Source organism: Lysinibacillus sp. NPDC093210, from assembly GCF_044753985.1.
GTDB lineage: Bacteria > Bacillota > Bacilli > Bacillales_A > Planococcaceae > Lysinibacillus.
Map to the genome: position 1 here is coordinate 46,588 of NZ_JBIVOE010000005.1, position 17,169 is coordinate 63,756.

Below are 17,169 nucleotides of genomic sequence, written 5' to 3' on the forward strand. Positions count from 1 at the left end.
TAGATAGGTATGAAAATATAATCGTAGGACAAGAAAAAATGAAACGGGGAATAGTATGCCACAAGCAAAAAACGGAATATTTTATGGATGGTATATTGTTTTAACAAGCTTCTTGATTATGTTTTCGGCATTCTCCATTGTAAATTCTCTACACAGTTTATTTCTTGTGCCGGTAACAAGTGAATTGGGCATGACAAGAACAACTTTTTCGATTGTACTTTCCGTAGGAGGGCTAGGTGTTGCGATAGCTTCACCTTTTATGGGAAAGCTCCTTGCTAAAGGTAATATGAAGTTAATAATGTCTGTCTGTGTAATATTTGCAGGCTGTGGCTTTATGTTGTATTCCTTTGCGCAGTCGGCAATCTATTTTGCCATCATCGCCTTTTTTATAGGAGTATGTGTCGCTGGATTTTCCAATATTCCTATATCCATTATGCTGACGAATTGGTTTTATGAAAAAAAGGGGCTTGCTATGGGATTAGCATTCGCTGGTTCAGGTGTCGGGACGGCAGCACTTAGCCCTATTTTAACAACGTTAATTTCAAATTATGGTTGGAGAACAACATATGTCATTGCAGGCGTACTAATTATCGTAATTTCGTTGCCATTAATTTTATTTTTCACTAAGAAAAACCCTGCTGAAAAAGGGACGAAGGCACTTGGTGCAGATCGTGCCCAAGAGGAGCAAGCGAATACCACTCAAGCGGGTTTAACGCTGAATGAGGCAAAGAAATCAGGCATATTTTGGCTATTTATTTTCGGTGTCGTATGCTTCGCACTTGTTGCAGGCGGGGTACAAATGCATATACCGGCTTATTTAATGGATATTGGGCATCCTGCGTTATTTGCTGGAACAATTTTCGGTCTGTTATCTTTATCAAACACTGTTGGAAAGCTAATACTTGGAGCCATTTTCGATAAATTTAGAACAACAGGCGGAATCCTATTTGTAGGTGTTTGTATGACAATAGCCATGGTGTCATTGCTTATGGCAAACGCTAAGAGCTTTGCATTCATTTTTGCTATCGCTTACGGATTTAGTATTGTCATCGCGACAATCGGACCTCCGTTTATGACAGATGATTTGTTTGGCAAAAAAGATTTCGGTGCCATTTTTGGCTTCGTGCAGGTATTCTTCGTTGCAACGAGCTCACTAGGCGTTATCGTTTCTGGTCTTATCTATGATCTTACAGAAAGCTACAAAGTGGCATGGATCATTTTTTTAGGACTATTTATACTCAGCATGCTTTGTATATTAATTGCAAATGGTATGACGAAGAAAAAGCGCTCAAATGTTGAGGAGATTGTTATGGAAGAAAGTATTGAAGTTATTTAACATCGCTCATATTTTTAGTAAGAGAGTTTTCTCCTAAAGGAAACTCTCTTTTTTGTTATGACTTCTATTAAGAACAATTCGGCGGAGAGATATCATAGAAAAAACCTATGATTATCATAGAAATTATAGAATTGATTAATAGATGGTCCTTTTTTATAATTTTTTATAAGCACTAATTAATGCAAATCAGGGAGGAACTACAGATGACAAATATTGCTGGTATTCATATACCTGACAGCCGTTTGGCATTAGACGCACAGGATATTTTAAAGGAGCATGGTTCAGAATTGCTGTGGAATCATTCAAATCGTGTGTATTTGTTTGGCGCACTACAAGGAGAAAAAGCAAAGAAAAATTATGATGGAGAGCTTCTATACGTAAGTGCCTTGTTTCATGATTTAGGCTTAACAAAGCAATATAGTAGTCAAGACAAGCGCTTCGAGGTGGATGGTGCCAATGCAGCACGTCAATTTTTAGCACATTATCAAATTGAGGAGGATTCAATTCAGTTAGTATGGGATGCCATCGCCCTCCATACGACAATCGGAGTAGCTGAGCATAAAGAAAATGAAGTGGCATTGCTCTATGCAGGGGTAGGGCTCGATGTGATGGGAGAAGGCTATTATGATTTGACTGATGAAGAACGCAATGCCATTATAAAAGCTTTTCCACGTAATCAATTTAAAAAAGAAATTTTGCCAGCCTTTTTTGAAGGATTTAGACATAAGCCTGAAACAACATTTGGCAATATTAAATCGGATGTCTGTGCCCTATATATTCCAGACTATAAGTCTAAAAACTTTTGTGATTGCGTATTGCACTCACCATGGTCTGAATAAATTAAGCGTAGATAAGGGGGATCTATAGATGTTAAAACTTGCACAAAAGAAGATTCGACATGAAGCATTACAACATAAAATTGTATCTGCTCAAGAGGCCGCATCTTGGATAAAAGATGACATGTTATTAGGAATGAGTGGCTTTACACGGGCTGGTGATGCAAAAATAGTACCACTAGCACTTGTAGAAAAAGCAAAAACGGAAAAATTCCAAGTGGATGTTTATACAGGAGCTTCACTTGGTCCAGAGGTGGATCAACTGATGGCGCAAGCAGGTATTATTCGTAAGCGTGCACCTTATCAAGGTGATCCAGCTATTCGACAAATGATAAATAGTGGAGAAGTATTGTATACAGATGCCCATGTATCGCATAATGCCGAATTAATTCGCCAAGGAATTGTCGGGCCGATTGACTTTGCCATCATTGAGGCTACTGCGATTACTGAGGATGGCTTGCTTATACCGACTACCTCTGTAGGTAATTCTCCAATTATTTTACAAATGGCTAAAGAAATTATTATTGAACTAAATGTTTCGCATCCTGATGCACTAGAAGGTATTCATGATATTTATATACCAGATGTACAAGGGAAAAGAGAGCCAATCCCATTAACAAATGCAGGGGAGCGAATTGGAACGATTGGCATTCCAATTGATGTTACAAAGGTACGTGGAATCGTGCTATCTCATCAAACAGATGCGCCATCTACAATTATACAGCCAGATGAAGAAACTGCTAATATGTCAGAGCATTTACTTAATTTTTTACGTGATGAAGTGAAGGCTGGCCGTTTAACAAAAACGTTAGCACCGCTACAATCTGGTGTAGGATCGGTAGCAAATGCCGTTTTAAATGGATTTTTAGAATCCGAATTTGAGGATTTAGAAATCTATTCGGAGGTTTTGCAGGATGCGGTATTTGAATTAATCGATGCAGGCAAAGTGAAATCTGCTTCTGGCACATCGATCACATTGTCAAAAGAACGTGGTGAGCAAGTATATAGTCAACTAGAAAACTATATAGACTGTTTGATTTTACGACCTCAGGAAATATCGAATCATCCTGAAATTATCCGCCGTTTAGGTTTGATTTCGGTCAACACAGCACTTGAAGTTGATATTTATGGAAATGTAAATTCTACACATGTTTCTGGAACGAAGATGATGAATGGTATAGGAGGTTCTGGCGATTTCGCTCGCAATGCACGTTTGGGTATATTTGTAACGAAGTCCTATGCCAAGGGCGGTAATATTTCAAGTATTGTCCCGATGGTCTCTCATGTGGATCATACCGAGCATGACGTGGATGTTATTGTGACAGAGTTTGGTGTAGCTGATTTACGTGGCTTAGCACCAAAAGAACGTGTGCCATTAATCATCAATCATTGTGCACATCCAAATTATCGTCCGCAATTATGGGCGTATTACCATGCTGCAGTAGAGAAATCAGGCAATCATCATACACCTCATTTACTTGAAGAAGCACTTTCATGGCATGTGCAACTTGCGAAAACAAAGACAATGAAAAAATAAAGCGAAAGATGGCTAAGTATAGTACTTAGTCATTTTTTCATTAGCCCAAAATATAAAATCCACAAAACTTGGCATATGTACAGCGAAGTTTTGTGGATTTGTTTTGTTAAGAAGATTTTATTAATAGATGAATAAGATTTAGACTCTCTATTGAAATAGAAAAACCAGCTTTTTCAAGTCCATCAATCATTAATTGAATATAAGCTTTCGCTGCAAAATTAATGAATTTATCTTTTCTATATAAAAGTACGATTTCACGTTCTAAGGGAGGATTATATATAGTACGCTTGCAAATCGTATTGGAATAATATTGGTCATAAAGTGTTTCTGAAATGATTGTTGCGCCAACATTTTGTTCAACTAAATTAAAAATGGCTTCAACACTCGCAGTCTCTATTTTTGGGTGGACATGAAGCTTTTCTTTACGAGCTGCACAATCAATCAATCTCCTGCATTGATTGATTGCAGGAAACAAGATAAGTGGTGTCCTTAATACATCTTGAAATGCGATATCTTCAGTTTCTATAGGATAATCACGATGTGCTACGAAAAGCAGTTCTTCTGTAAATAGTGGAATCATGATAAGCTGCTCCTCTGCATAATCAAAATACGCTTGTTTATAGGAAATAGCAAAATCAATTTTATTGTCCTTAAACTGTTTTAATAAATCATCGGAGCTATTAATACATACTTCTAAATCTGGGTAATCACGATGGTAGTCTAATAAATAATTGGACACCGAATTTGTTAATTCACCAGGTAACGTACCAATTACTAATTTACCTGCTTTTAGTTGTTTCAAGTCAATGATTTGATTACTTGTATTATCGATTGCACGAAATATATGAATACATTGTTCATGCAATATTTTACCCGCTTCTGTAATCGCGATTTTTTTTCCTATACGATCAAAGAGTGGAATGCCAAGCTCCATTTCCAATACTTTAATTTGATGGCTTAGCGTTGGTTGAGAAATATTTAATTTTTCTGCAGCCTTAGTAAAATGAAGTTCATCACATAGTACTTTAAAGTATTCAAGCTGGCGTATTTCCATAGATGTACCTTCTTTATTTTTTTCTTATATTATAACATGGTTCAAATAGAGAATCTTAGAATCTAGCGATTTACAACTTGGTTTTGATAACGCCAAAAGACTTGTAAAGAATGGATTGTAATAATAATGATCAGACAAATCACGCATCTATAACCATCCTGTGTGCCTAAATTTCCAGATTAAAACGAAGGATTAGAACGTTTAGTATAAAGTGCTATCGGTTAACCTAGTTGTATTCAAAAATACTTCAATGGAGGTGTATAATGCTTGGATAATATGGCTAATTTGAATTTTCCTCCGTTAATGAATGAGCTATTAGAAAAGTTTTCACCTTCCGATGACATAAGCTTAAAGCCTTTACAAATAGAAGATAATACAGTTTATATCTTTTACTTAAAATCAGCAATAGATGGTGCGAAATTGCACGAAATGCTCATAAAACCTTTTTTCGAAATGAAATCAAATAAAAGTTTTACATTCTATATTGAATCATTACCTAACTTAACAAAAATGCAATTCGGGGAAGAGCTACTAATCGAAATAACGAAGGGATATGTTCTATTAGCAATTAATGATGCCTTCTATTTGATTGATATTAAATTAGTCAACACCATGGCTTTACAACAAACACTTATTGAGCCTACTGTATACGGACCTCAAACAGCATTAAGCGAGGATATTGAGACAAATTTAAACATCATTCGCCAGCGTTATCATGAACCAACATTAAAGTTTGACACGCATGCCTTAAAAGGGAAAAGTCACAAGACTTTGATCGTTATGTATGATGAAAAAACAGTAAAGCAATCTGTTCTTCAAAATATCGAAGAAAAAATAAAAAATTTAGATGTCCCGCTTATTCAATCTACTGGAGAATTACAGCTACATCTCAATGGTTCTAAATTTTCCCTTTTTCCCATTACCATATTGACGGAGCGACCTGACCGTATTTCCTACAATCTTGCGGCAGGGAAAGTGGTAATTATGTTAAATGGGAGTCCTCAGGCTTTAATCGCGCCCGTAGTATTTTTTGACTTTATGACATCGATGGAAGATAACTATCATACTTATTGGATCACTACGTTTACATTGATTCTTCGGTATATTGGTTTATTTGTCTGTTTTGTATTACCTGCTATGTATGTTGCGATAACATCCTATACACCAGACATACCAAGAACGGAATTGGCACTTACTGTTGCCGGTAGTCGAGTAGGCGTTCCATATCCGTCCTTTATCGAGGTAATATTTATGCTTATTTTTATGGAGTTTCTTACGGAGGCAAGTATACGATTGCCAAAGGCTATTAGTGCAACGGCTACGACAGTTGGTGGGCTAATTTTAGGAACTGCGGTTACTGAAGCTACATTAGCCTCGAATATAATGATTATTATTGTTTCAGCTGTTGCCATTACAAGCTTTGTCATTCCAATTAGTGAGATGAGTTTTTCTATTCGAATTTGCAGGTATTTATTAGTCATCTATACTACGCTATTCGGTATGATGGGGTTAATTTTAGGTTCTATATGGCTGTTAATGTTCTTGGTAAATAAACGAAGTTTTGGTGAGCCCTATTTAAAAGTGTATTGGCAGTCAGATAGGAAGGAATTAGAGGTGCGAACTAAAGGATGAGCCGTTATCTATATTACTTTATACTTGTCACAATGGTTACAAATCTTATAGCATCGGTGCCAAGAATTTTAATGAGAGATAGTAAAGATGGCGTTATACTTTCTATGATGATTGCAGTCATTACAGGAGTTATTCTTACTATTATTGTCATAAATTTATTTAGTTACTTTCCAAATATGACCTTACCCGAAATATTGAAGAAGAGTACGCCTAAATGGTTCTATTATCCCATTTTATTATACTTCGCCTGTTCATGGTTTGCAGCGGGTCTTATTACACTTTCAACGTATGTCTTTATGTTTAATACATTTTTGTCCTATGAAACCTCTATTACCATTACGACACTGGCATTTTTATTGGTTATTTCTTTTGGCATGTTTATAAAAGAGAAAAGTGTACTTTATATGACTGAGCTTATATTAATCATTTTTTTACCTATCATTATCTTTTTAATCATAAAAATATATACTGAACCAAAATTAGAATGGGACTTTGTAAAAATAGCTTTTACGTACATCAATGATTATCCTAGTTATAATTCTTTTTCAGCATCAACGTATATTTTTATTGGTGCAGTGAACATCATTATTTTTAATAAATATATAAAAATAAAGAAAAAAGCGGGATTAAAGCATTTTGCCATATTAGGGATATTAGGTGCCTTTACTTTATTTACAACCTATTTTATACCGATTGGATTTAATGGCTTTGAACAAATTGAAAATCTTACGTTTCCTTGGATTACTACGAGTGATTCTGTACGCATGAAATATTCGATAATTGAACGCGTCACGTTCCTTTTTGTCATCGTATTTATAGGGGTTGCCTTTATTAGTTTATTGATACACTGGTATGTCTCGTTAAAATTATTTGAAAGCATAGTCCATTTTAAAAAGTTGAAATGGAAAGATACAAACCTCACTCCATATTTAGTTGTTCTTCTATTCGGATTAATTGCATTAGCTACAACACGTGTTATTAATGAATTTGAATTAGTGAAATTATCAATGCTTTTTTATGATTTATTACCGTTATTTTACGGTGTTTTAATCGTTAGTTTACTAACTGCTAAACGGAGGCTCAAATTATAATGGCACATTTAAAATATTTAGTGATATTATTTGCCGTTATGAGCTTTCTTACGGGCTGTGGATTTAAAGATATTGATAACCGAGTGTTTGTTACAGGGATTGGAATTGACCCTTCCGAGAGCGAGGAGGGGAAGTATAGAGTCACACTAAAATTAGCGATACCTGTTTCCATCAAAGAAAAAAGCAATACAAGTTCAAGTTATCAATTTTTAGTGCATGAGGGAGATAATATCGGAGAGATTATCCAAATATTAGAGACCCATACGGATAAAGTTTTAGAATTTGGACATGCCAAAGTTATTTTAATTAATGAAACACTCTTAGAAGAGAATTTAAAGGATTTTATGGATTATTTATTTAGAAGAGGTGACATCCAATCTATTGCATATATAGGTGCTGCTAGAAGTTCAGCTGAAGAGGTATTACGAACCTTACCAAAAGGGGAATCCGTAGTGGCTTCTCCGTTAACAAAGTTTTTTGGTGAAACAGGGAATGATAGTACTTATGTAGTCTCTGTCTATTTATATGAAATTCGCAGGGATTTTCACAGTAAAGGGATAGATGCAATACTACCTATCGTGGAGACCAACAAATCAGGTACACAATTAATTGTAAATAAATTATTAGTAGTGGGGGATAAGGGGAAACCACTTGAACTGACATCTCAATATACGCAAGCTTTTAATGCTCTTAAAAATAGCATTCCAGGATATAGTTTTAGACTCGATAGCGAAGGTTTTAAATTATTAATAACTATGACGACAACTAAAATGAAATACAACATCATACAAGAAAATGGACAACCGAAATCTATAAAGGTTAGTGTTGAGATGTCTGGTACAATAAGTCAGTCAAATAAGACGTTATTAATGGATAAATTGGAAGATTATAATAAATTAGCTGCAAGAGAAATAAAACAGGAATTGGAAAAAATGTTTACTTCCCTTCAAGAAAAAGATCTCGATCCTTATGGATTTGGCTTGAGGTACCGAACAATGCAATTACATCATAAGGGTATCATTAAAAAGTGGGAAAATGCTTATCCTACATTACCAATTGATGTAACCGTAGACGTCAATTTAAAAACTACTGGAACAATCGATTAATTTCTTTATACGTTGTACACTAGTGCTTATTTAAGAACATGAACGATCAAAACTATAAATAATTAAAAGGGCCTTTCTAATTTTCACTGTAGAAAGGCTTTTACATTTAGAGATATAAAGTAAAGCATGTATTTGCGATAGAAGCGGAGCAGAAGAACAATTAAGGGTTCTTTGCAAAGGGGAGAAACGCTCATTTCGCATAGATAGTTGCTTTTCTAGGAAATAGAGGTTTCATATTAAATTATTTTAATCTGGATAATTAATGGCTTCTTTAAATTCATCGGTAGCTAGTATATTGTAAAACATATTTCTACTATTTACGTTCGCTATTGTACCTGTTTTTGTTTGGTCTATCCATAAATAGTATTCGCTATCGTTAAGTTTGATCTTATATTGAGGAACAATTTTATTGTCAACCTCACCAAATTTTCTCGCTTTTTTAAATGTCTTCTCAATAATTTTAATATCCTTCGCATCAGATACTGTTTGTAATGTATCAGGTTTTACTTCCTCGAAATTCATCAATTCTTGAATTTCTATAGGATTTGTTGTTTCTTCTTTACTCGTACAAGCTACGAGCCAAAGAGAACAAAACATTAAGAACACAATCGTTTTTATTTTCACCTTTTTTCACCTCTTTAACTACCATTATAAGTAAATTGACTAAATCCGCACTTTTATTATTTCTTCGCACATTAAAATACTACCTTTAAGTAGTTTTCAAAGAGGCTTAGATTGTTAAGAAAAAAAGAGGCTAAAGTAAGTGATTGTTAGAAAAAGATTGGTTGCAAAAATACTATACAATAGATTATTTACGAACTATTATAGAGTTGAACATCAGTATCGTTCGTGTAAATTGGCTGAAAATGCGATTTACTCAGCGGCTGGACACTTCACAAAATGCCAGAAACACGAACAATGCATTGAAGGAATACTTTACATTCTGTTGCGAATTTAAATTAGTAATGAAGCGGTAGGTCGATTCACATCATATGGAAGAGGACAAATACATGATAGACATAACTTGTTGCAGTGTCATGTATCGCTAGTTATCTATCATGATTTTCATAATATGCTTCATCCGCGTATTTATGGTCTGTTCCTTTAAGGTAAGCTAGAACCATTCTCGGGCGTTTAAGTAAAACCCAGTCACCATGTTTATCAAACTTTCTACTAGAAGTTATCATCCCATTTTGAATTGTTCCATATTTTTTCCCATTCTTTTTTCCCCATACTTTTAATCGTTTCGCAAAATCGGCATCTTCTGCCATAAGCATATTTTCATTAAATCCATTAATCGTTTTAAAATCCTTTTTGTAACACCAAAAGATGCCAACAGAAATGGCACCATATTTAAAGAGTAATGGCCCAATTAATAACATAGTAGAAACAAAAATCCCTAATGACATTCTTTCGAATTTTCCCGTAACGCCTCCACCAATGTACTTTCCAGAATTTAAGTTTTCCTCCGCTTTCGATAATACATGTTCGTTCATTAGAGTATCTGCATCAATTGTCACGATAATTTCACCTCTAGCTATTTCAACTCCTGTGTTCCTAATTTTAGATAGGTTTTTATCGTTATTCTTTATTGTGATACAGTTGTACGATTTTGCAATGTCTTCTGTTTTGTCTGTACAGCGATTGAGCACAACAATAATTTCAACTTGATCTTTAATAAATTGGGAGGCTTTTGCAATGGATTCTAAGCAATTTCCAATGTACTTTTCTTCATTATGGGCGGGTATAACAACTGAAAACTTTATTTCTTCTTTTTTTTCTTCTAAAGAGTTAGCCTTTTCATTTATCACAATATCTCTCCTTTTAATAAAACGTTTTCTATAACGGAGAGGCCTATCACATACAGCACTCTCACATGTAATTCCCTTAATTAATTGTATGAAAGATTAAAATCTAATATTTTTTCTAATATGACCGTTTTAGGGCATGTCGAAGAAAACATAGCGCATAAGACAATCTTTCTGTTGGTAGAAGGGAGCTTGGTGTATATGTAAACAATTAACATGATTCAATCAAAGCTTTCCATCCAACTGTAAAAAAGTGATTTCTAAAAGAAGTAATTTCGATAATGGGAAATAAAAACGGTGAAGAAAAAATGTACACAATTTATGAATTTTAATTCAAGTATATACTTTATTTGGTAACGCATATATAATTTAATTAGAACGGTCGTTCAATTTATTTAAAAGAAATTTTAGTAAGTCACTAAACTTCATTTTCATTTGCATAAAACACAATGCAGAACATGAGCTTAACGTAAATTCAGCAACTATTTAAACCACTGTTAATCATTTTATCGTTGTATATGTTTATAAGGGACCTTATTTGTTGGAGTAAGCCAGGAGCGTTCTAACAGTTCTTTCGATATAAGGAGGATTCAGATGGAGAAGCGGAGAAAAGTTGCCGTAGTTACAGGTGGTGCATCAGGTATAGGTCGAGCTATTTGCAATGAACTAGTCCAACAGCATGTGTTTGTTATCATTTCAGATATTAACGAACAAGCAGGGAAAAGCTTAGAAGTACAATTAAACAAGGAAATACTATGTGCTAGGTATGTCTACTTGGATGTAACTGAATATCATAGTGTCGAACGACTACTTATAAATACATTCGAAGAGTTTGGTAGAATTGATTATCTTTTTAATAATGCAGGGATTGCAATGTATAGCGAACTCTTTGATTTGACGATTGAAAATTGGAAAGAAATTATGGATGTTAACTTATGGGGAGTCATTAATGGCACACAAGTAGGTTATAAAATTATGAAAAACCAAGGATTCGGACATATTGTGAACACAGCATCTGCAGCAGGTTTGGGACCTTCTCCTATATCGACGGCTTATTCAACTACTAAACATGCGGTTGTAGGCTTAACCACTTCTCTTCATTATGAGGCAGAAGAATTCGGGGTTAAAGTAAGTGCGCTTTGTCCTACATTTGTTGATACACCTATTTTTGAAGGATCAAAAGCAATCAATATGAATAAGTCAGATATCATAAAGCAATTCGAGAAACAAAAAATGATGTCTCCTGAAAAGTTAGCTAAAATTACTTTAAAAGGGATTCATCGAAACCTACCCATTATTTGTCATATGCCAATGCGTCGAACAATGGATATATTTTTCACACTTTTTCCAGCAGCACATAAAGAACTAATGAGGTTAGTTTGTAAAGTCAGCAGGAGAGCGCGCATCCTTGAAAATTAATTGCTTTAATAAGAGCATGCTTTGAAAAGCATGCTCTTTTGTTTTTGTACGCTTAGATTTAAAAATGTAAATACCAATTAGTTAATAAAATTTTGAGGTACACATTCACGAACACCAGAATTTCTCATGGAGTTAAATAAAGCTGCGCTAATTCTTAATAGTACATTGTTATCTGTTCCATTTTCTAAATCATAGATTACAAAGTATGAATTATTAACAGTGAAAATACATTTTCTTTCTAATTCAAATCCAGGTGGTACAGGGGGAAGGGTAAAACGTGGTACAACTACAGGTGTATCTCCTTCATCTCTAATAAAATTGAAAGTTTGTTGGTCAATCTCATAGATATTAACCGGATCAATCTCCACACCTTTATCTGGAACTGTAATTTCATCTTCAACTAATAGGAAAAAGCGTTCATTTCTAAAATTGAAAAGACTTCTCGAACCAATTTCAAATGATGCCATTTCTATCACCTCCTCTTTTCTAAATAGGTTATTCAATTCGAAAAAAAATGTTTGGACTATAAGGAAGGTAGAGTTAAGAAGAATAAAATAACCAATCTAAATAGTTTTTCTATATGACTGCTTAAGAAACAAACGCGAAATACAAAGACGTTATGTAGTTTCAATCGTGTGTAGATACTCTTCAAATGAAATACTAATAAAGTTGTTTCAAAGAGGACTATAAAATCCATATAATTAAGGGCGTATCATTGTAATACTTGATGGCAAATGTTCTTTCTTTTTTTAGAGAAACTATTTACCGCTTGTTGTCTAAGCACATAAACAAAGGGGGTTTATTTTAAATATTGTTAAAAAATCACATTATTGTAATTTGATTATTGACGATTCATAATTAGAGTAATACAATAAAAATGACACTAGTGTCATTTTTATTGTATAAGGAGGTAACTATGCCAAAGGTAAGTCCTGAATATGTAATTAGAAAGAAAAAAGCCATATTAGAAGCAGCTTTATCGGTGTGTAAAGTGAAGCCACTCTATGAAATTACGATGAGAGATATCATTAAAGCATCTGGAGTAAGTCAAGGAGGCGTTTATCGCTATTATTCGGATGTCGATGAAATACTTGTTGAGATCATTAATCAGGCTAATGCAAATGCTGATTATAAGGCCGATGTCGATGCATTAATAGGCAGCAGCGGTGCTCCAAAAGAGAAATTAGAAAAGCTATTTACGTTTCTCGGTAAATACATACAAGAAAATTTATCAACGGTGGGGAAAATCCATTTTGAACTTACGATTTTGTTTGCAAACAATCCTGATAGACAAATGAAAATTTTACCGAACATTACCGAAAATGAAAGTGGACAATATTTGGTGGAACAAATATGTAATACAATACAAGCGGGTATTTCCGTAGGGAGTTTTCAACCTGCAGTAACACTAGAAGATTTATTTACTTTTATTATGACTTCCATTGATGGGATTGTCAGAGATGTTGTTTTACAAAAATGTTATGGTATGCTCCAAAATGATCAAAAGCTTTTTGATGAGGTTCGACTAATGAACACTTTATGCAAGTCTGTACAATTATTATTGGGTAGTAATTGAGGAGGAAGCATTTATGGGGAAAGAGGTAGGAAAGTTTCTATTTTACACATTTTCTTTGTCATGGATTCTTTGGGGTGGTTTAGCGATTTTATCACAATTCAATCTCCTTAAGTTTGGAACTCCATTATCCATAATAATCTTTATTCTCGGCGGTATTGCACCTGGTATTAGTGAGATTTGGCTAAAAAAGAAGTATAGTTCGAAAAAAGAGTTTAAGTCGTTTATTCGTAATATAAAAAATCCAAGACATCCATTAGCTTGGTATCTATTTACGATTGGATTGGCGTTTATAGCTTGCTTTTTGCCAACTCTTTGGGGTGGAGCAACGAAGGAGCAACCTCTTTATCTAGCATTAATTTACTTTCCAATTATGATAATCGGCGGAGGGTTGGAAGAGATCGGCTGGCGAGGGTATTTGCAGCCTGCATTGCAAAAAAGATGGTCAGCTTTTACAAGTACACTAATTGTCGGAGGAATTTGGGCGATTTGGCATTTGCCATTATGGTTTGTAGTTGGTTCCAATCAAATGAGCATGAACTTTCTTTGGTTTACGCTAATGGCATTGGCATTGTCTTTTTTAATGACAGTCATATATCAATTCACGAAAAGTATCTTTCTTTGTATTATTTTTCACGCATTAATTAACTCATTCTGGGAAGTGTATCTTCCAAATACGAATGTTTCGTCTGGGTTTCTTACACTTATGTTGGCATTCGTTATTTTTACAGCATTTGAAAGCTATCGAAACAAGAATCTTCAATTTCTTCAAGGATAACACTATTCAAAAATATTGTAACAGGAAAGCCGTTTCGCTTTAAAGAAACGGCTTTTTCTTTGTGTTTAAAACATTTTGTGTTGGGTGTATTTACAGTCTTTAAACAAATACTAACTGTTGAAAAAGTAATCAATGCAGTATAGAAGCGAAAATATGGGTAGTTTATAAGTCAAGGGTGATTAGTCAACTATTATTTGATTGATTATGAAAAATGAAATGCATGCAGATTGCTTTAGAAAAAGGGGACCGTACATGGAAATTTTAATATCAATATTATTTTTACTCGTTTTATTATTAGTTACAAATGTGCTAGCACATTATATTCCTTTCATTCCAATTGCTCTTATACAAATAGCAGTTGGCATTGTCGTTGCTTTATTAGCAAAAGACTTCACCTTTGAGATTGAATCAGAATGGTTTTTGCTATTGTTTATTGCTCCGTTACTTTATTATGATGGAGCACATTTTCCTCGTGAACAATTATGGAAAATGAGGTTACCTATTTTAGGTAATGCAATTGTCTTAGTATTATTAACGACTATTATTGGTGGTCTATTTGTACACTGGATGATTCCTTCAATTCCATTAGCTGCTGCATTTGCTTTAATGGCTATTTTATCGCCAACAGACCCAGTCGCGGTAAATGGTATTGCCAAACGAGTGCACATTCCAGAACATATTATGAATTTAGTTCGCGGGGAATCTTTAATCAATGATGCATCGGGGCTAATTGCGTTTAAATATGCCGTTGCAGCGATTGTAACAGGTTATTTTTCTATAAAATCAGCAACACTTGACTTTACTTACATGTTCTTTATTGGTGCCCTTATTGGGATATTCGGTGCATTATTTCTGTTTTGGATACGCCTTCAATTACGGCGCATAGGAATTGTAGATGTAACATTTTACGTATTGCTACAAGTACTAGCACCCTTTATTTTATTTTTCCTATCCGAAGAAGTTTTTCATGCATCGGGTGTTATATCTGTCGTTGCGGGAGGAATCATTGCAACCATTATTAAAGAAAAAGCAGTAAGTATTATTGCACAGGAACATTTAGTAACACAGCATTTTTGGTCAATGCTAACCTTTACATTAAATGGAATAATTTTTATTTTACTTGGATTGATGCTACCTACTGCAACAAAACTTATACTCGTAAGTGAAGAAATAAACAATAGTGTACTTATTTTATATGTATTGGTTATTGGTTTTCTGGTATTAGGTATCCGCTTTATTTGGACGATGTTTTTCGATTTACTGGATAAAAAATTATTTAAAAGTGAAGATACTTTAACTTTTAAAGATCATATCGTGACAACACTTGTAGGAGTTCGAGGAACGATTACGATGGTAGGGATTTTATCGATACCGTTACTAACCAATCAAGGGGATCTATTTCCTGAGCGGCAATTACTCCTTTTCTTAGCAGCAGGTGTAATTTTATTTACCTTGGTAATGGCTACTTTATTTTTACCTTTTTTAAACAAGCAAGAAGCCTCACAACAATCCAATTTAATGAGTGAAAAACGAAAGATGATTGAACATGCCATTCATAGTATTCAACTTGAAACGGATGAGGAAAATGCTCCTGTAGCTCTCAGTTTAATAAACCAATATAACGCCATGCTATTAAATATTGAGCTAGAACAGTCAGAGGCAGTACTTCAAACTTACAAGCAAAAAATATTGGAAGCTAGGAAGGTTGGAATGGAATTAGAAATATTTTATACACATCAATATATGACTGAGCATGGATTTAATCAAACCATTCAACAAGAAGTTAACTTTATTCTTAGAGAAAGAAAAGATATGTTGAATAACCGGTCATTTACTTTATTAAAACGTCGTTTGCGTAATTTTTTACGTGAACGAAAGGTGAGCAAACTTCCTATCGATATTGTTGAACAAATTAATAAGGTGAAAAAAGATTTAACAGATTATGTATCATCATCAATTGTAAAGCATGTGCAAGAAACGAATGAACACTCAATAGATATTGCACAAAAAGTGGCGATGTACTATCGTCATCCTCAATATACTAGTTATAAAATGGATTCTTCTAAACAGGAGGAACTCAAAGAATACTTAGCTTTAATAGCAATTGAAGCACAACGAAGCCTTATACATGAATGGTATCAAGCTGGTAATATAAATAATGAAGTAGCAAAAGAATTAAGAAGATTTGTCATTAACTTAGAAAGTGTTATTTTGCTCGAAGAAGAAGAGTAATAATTGGCTAGAAGTTAGGCCTAGGGGTTGCATTTCACCAATGGTTAGGTACGGTCTATCTAGTTTATATACAAGCAATCCATTCATTTGGGTTGCTTGTTTTTCTTTACCATTAAGCAGCTTGGAATCAAATCTTTCTCAGCAAGGAAACTATCTTTTGGAAAGGTCGAAAGTGTAAGATTTCATAGCGAAAAAACCTCATATCGGGGACATTTACACTTAAATGGAATTTATAGTATGCTAATCATAAAGAAGGAGGAGAGGCATTTATGAGTAAACAATTAATCGTTGGGGACGTTACACATGAACTGGCGAATACGCGCCGTATTCTTGAACGCTTGCCTGAGGAGCATATGTCATGGAAGCCTCACGACAAATCTATGTCACTCGGCGGGCTATCGACGCACCTCATCAACTTACTGAACTGGCAAATCGCCATTATTCAGTACCCCGAACTAGATCTTTCAAAAGTGCCAATACAGCGAGAAGCTCTTGAAAAACTATCGGATGTACTAGATGAGTTTGATTTAAACGTCGACAAGTTAGAAAAGTTACTCGCAGAATGTGACGAGAAAATCCTCGGTGAAGAATGGACGCTAAGGCAAGATGATTATATCATTCGCCGGGAACCGCGAGCGATTGCATTACGTACGTTTGGTATAAGTCACATGGTTCACCACCGTGCGCAACTCGGGGTATACTTACGTCTTCTTGATATCAAAGTGCCAGGCATCTATGGCCCGTCGGCGGACGACAAAGCTTAATGA

Annotated in this window: 15 protein-coding genes; 11 read left to right on the plus strand and 4 right to left on the minus strand. The window is 34.5% G+C overall.

The genetic code is table 11. The features are described from left to right. Window positions 1–55 precede the first annotated feature (55 nt). From ACIP9C_RS13515 to scpC, 3 genes are all read left to right on the plus strand, one after another. A complete protein-coding gene (locus ACIP9C_RS13515; RefSeq protein ID WP_401011351.1) occupies window positions 56–1,336 on the plus strand; it encodes an MFS transporter in 1,281 nt (426 codons plus the stop codon). 203 nt (window positions 1,337–1,539) lie between these two features. Then, the gene (locus ACIP9C_RS13520) at window positions 1,540–2,175 is read left to right on the plus strand and encodes an HD domain-containing protein (protein ID WP_401011353.1); all 636 of its coding nucleotides are present in this window, start codon (window positions 1,540–1,542) and stop codon (window positions 2,173–2,175) included. A gap of 28 nt (window positions 2,176–2,203) precedes the next feature. Further along, window positions 2,204–3,709: a succinyl-CoA:acetate CoA-transferase ScpC gene (gene scpC, locus ACIP9C_RS13525; protein WP_401011355.1), complete on the plus strand. Its 1,506-nt coding sequence runs from the start codon at window positions 2,204–2,206 to the stop codon at window positions 3,707–3,709. A 106-nt stretch (window positions 3,710–3,815) separates the two neighbouring features. On the opposite strand, the gene ACIP9C_RS13530 is transcribed toward scpC, so the two are convergent. Beyond that, window positions 3,816–4,763 carry a LysR family transcriptional regulator gene (locus ACIP9C_RS13530; protein WP_401011357.1) on the minus strand — a complete coding sequence of 316 codons (948 nt, stop codon included), beginning with the start codon at window positions 4,761–4,763 and terminating at the stop codon, window positions 3,816–3,818. A gap of 276 nt (window positions 4,764–5,039) precedes the next feature. Between ACIP9C_RS13530 and ACIP9C_RS13535 the strand changes: the two genes are divergently transcribed. Genes ACIP9C_RS13535 through ACIP9C_RS13545 form a run of 3 tightly spaced genes read left to right on the plus strand, consistent with a single transcriptional unit; the run spans window position 5,040 to window position 8,592 of the window. Further along, window positions 5,040–6,395 carry a spore germination protein gene (locus tag ACIP9C_RS13535; protein ID WP_401011718.1) on the plus strand — a complete coding sequence of 452 codons (1,356 nt, stop codon included), beginning with the start codon at window positions 5,040–5,042 and terminating at the stop codon, window positions 6,393–6,395. Further along, window positions 6,392–7,486: a GerAB/ArcD/ProY family transporter gene (locus ACIP9C_RS13540; protein ID WP_401011359.1), complete on the plus strand. Its 1,095-nt coding sequence runs from the start codon at window positions 6,392–6,394 to the stop codon at window positions 7,484–7,486. Before ACIP9C_RS13535 ends, ACIP9C_RS13540 begins: the two co-directional genes overlap by 4 nt. Beyond that, entirely contained in the window at window positions 7,486–8,592 is a 1,107-nt protein-coding gene (locus ACIP9C_RS13545) for a Ger(x)C family spore germination protein (RefSeq protein WP_401011360.1), read from the plus strand. The genes ACIP9C_RS13540 and ACIP9C_RS13545 overlap by 1 nt, the downstream gene beginning before the upstream one ends. Window positions 8,593–8,838: 246 nt before the next feature. Here ACIP9C_RS13545 and ACIP9C_RS13550 read toward each other — a convergent pair whose 3' ends face one another. Both ACIP9C_RS13550 and ACIP9C_RS13555 read right to left on the minus strand, forming a co-directional pair. Further along, window positions 8,839–9,216, minus strand: a complete 378-nt coding sequence (locus ACIP9C_RS13550) for a hypothetical protein (protein WP_401011362.1) — start codon at window positions 9,214–9,216, stop codon at window positions 8,839–8,841. Window positions 9,217–9,641: 425 nt separating this feature from the next. Further along, a complete protein-coding gene (locus tag ACIP9C_RS13555) occupies window positions 9,642–10,400 on the minus strand; it encodes a glycosyltransferase (protein ID WP_401011720.1) in 759 nt (252 codons plus the stop codon). A gap of 594 nt (window positions 10,401–10,994) precedes the next feature. Here ACIP9C_RS13555 and ACIP9C_RS13560 point away from each other — a divergent pair. Further along, window positions 10,995–11,819 carry an SDR family NAD(P)-dependent oxidoreductase gene (locus ACIP9C_RS13560; protein WP_401011364.1) on the plus strand — a complete coding sequence of 275 codons (825 nt, stop codon included), beginning with the start codon at window positions 10,995–10,997 and terminating at the stop codon, window positions 11,817–11,819. 77 nt (window positions 11,820–11,896) lie between these two features. Here the strand turns inward: ACIP9C_RS13560 and ACIP9C_RS13565 are convergent, their stop codons facing one another. Next, window positions 11,897–12,286 (minus strand): spore coat protein, encoded by a 390-nt coding sequence (locus ACIP9C_RS13565; RefSeq protein ID WP_401011366.1) that lies wholly within the window; start codon window positions 12,284–12,286, stop codon window positions 11,897–11,899. A 449-nt stretch (window positions 12,287–12,735) separates the two neighbouring features. On the opposite strand from ACIP9C_RS13565, the gene ACIP9C_RS13570 reads away from it, so the two are divergent. From ACIP9C_RS13570 to ACIP9C_RS13585, 4 genes are all read left to right on the plus strand, one after another. After that, the gene (locus ACIP9C_RS13570) at window positions 12,736–13,395 is read left to right on the plus strand and encodes a TetR/AcrR family transcriptional regulator (RefSeq protein ID WP_401011368.1); all 660 of its coding nucleotides are present in this window, start codon (window positions 12,736–12,738) and stop codon (window positions 13,393–13,395) included. Between the two features lie 13 nt (window positions 13,396–13,408). Next, on the plus strand, window positions 13,409–14,170 hold the full coding sequence (locus ACIP9C_RS13575; protein WP_401011369.1) for a CPBP family intramembrane glutamic endopeptidase: 762 nt from the start codon (window positions 13,409–13,411) through the stop codon (window positions 14,168–14,170). Window positions 14,171–14,422: 252 nt separating this feature from the next. Continuing rightward, window positions 14,423–16,402 (plus strand): cation:proton antiporter, encoded by a 1,980-nt coding sequence (locus ACIP9C_RS13580; RefSeq protein ID WP_401011371.1) that lies wholly within the window; start codon window positions 14,423–14,425, stop codon window positions 16,400–16,402. A 269-nt stretch (window positions 16,403–16,671) separates the two neighbouring features. Then, window positions 16,672–17,166, plus strand: coding sequence for a DinB family protein (locus ACIP9C_RS13585; protein WP_401011373.1), 495 nt, complete (start codon window positions 16,672–16,674; stop codon window positions 17,164–17,166). Window positions 17,167–17,169: the final 3 nt, after the last annotated feature.

Bases quoted from the DNA above. Each gene is read 5' to 3' on its own strand.
- ACIP9C_RS13515 (WP_401011351.1), top strand. From the start codon at position 56: ATGCCACAAGCAAAAAACGGAATATTTTATGGATGGTATATTGTTTTA.
- ACIP9C_RS13520 (WP_401011353.1), top strand. From the start codon at position 1,540: ATGACAAATATTGCTGGTATTCATATACCTGACAGCCGTTTGGCATTA.
- scpC (WP_401011355.1), top strand. From the start codon at position 2,204: ATGTTAAAACTTGCACAAAAGAAGATTCGACATGAAGCATTACAACAT.
- ACIP9C_RS13530 (WP_401011357.1), bottom strand. From the start codon at position 4,763: ATGGAAATACGCCAGCTTGAATACTTTAAAGTACTATGTGATGAACTT.
- ACIP9C_RS13535 (WP_401011718.1), top strand. From the start codon at position 5,040: ATGGCTAATTTGAATTTTCCTCCGTTAATGAATGAGCTATTAGAAAAG.
- ACIP9C_RS13540 (WP_401011359.1), top strand. From the start codon at position 6,392: ATGAGCCGTTATCTATATTACTTTATACTTGTCACAATGGTTACAAAT.
- ACIP9C_RS13545 (WP_401011360.1), top strand. From the start codon at position 7,486: ATGGCACATTTAAAATATTTAGTGATATTATTTGCCGTTATGAGCTTT.
- ACIP9C_RS13560 (WP_401011364.1), top strand. From the start codon at position 10,995: ATGGAGAAGCGGAGAAAAGTTGCCGTAGTTACAGGTGGTGCATCAGGT.
- ACIP9C_RS13565 (WP_401011366.1), bottom strand. From the start codon at position 12,286: ATGGCATCATTTGAAATTGGTTCGAGAAGTCTTTTCAATTTTAGAAAT.
- ACIP9C_RS13570 (WP_401011368.1), top strand. From the start codon at position 12,736: ATGCCAAAGGTAAGTCCTGAATATGTAATTAGAAAGAAAAAAGCCATA.
- ACIP9C_RS13575 (WP_401011369.1), top strand. From the start codon at position 13,409: ATGGGGAAAGAGGTAGGAAAGTTTCTATTTTACACATTTTCTTTGTCA.
- ACIP9C_RS13580 (WP_401011371.1), top strand. From the start codon at position 14,423: ATGGAAATTTTAATATCAATATTATTTTTACTCGTTTTATTATTAGTT.
- ACIP9C_RS13585 (WP_401011373.1), top strand. From the start codon at position 16,672: ATGAGTAAACAATTAATCGTTGGGGACGTTACACATGAACTGGCGAAT.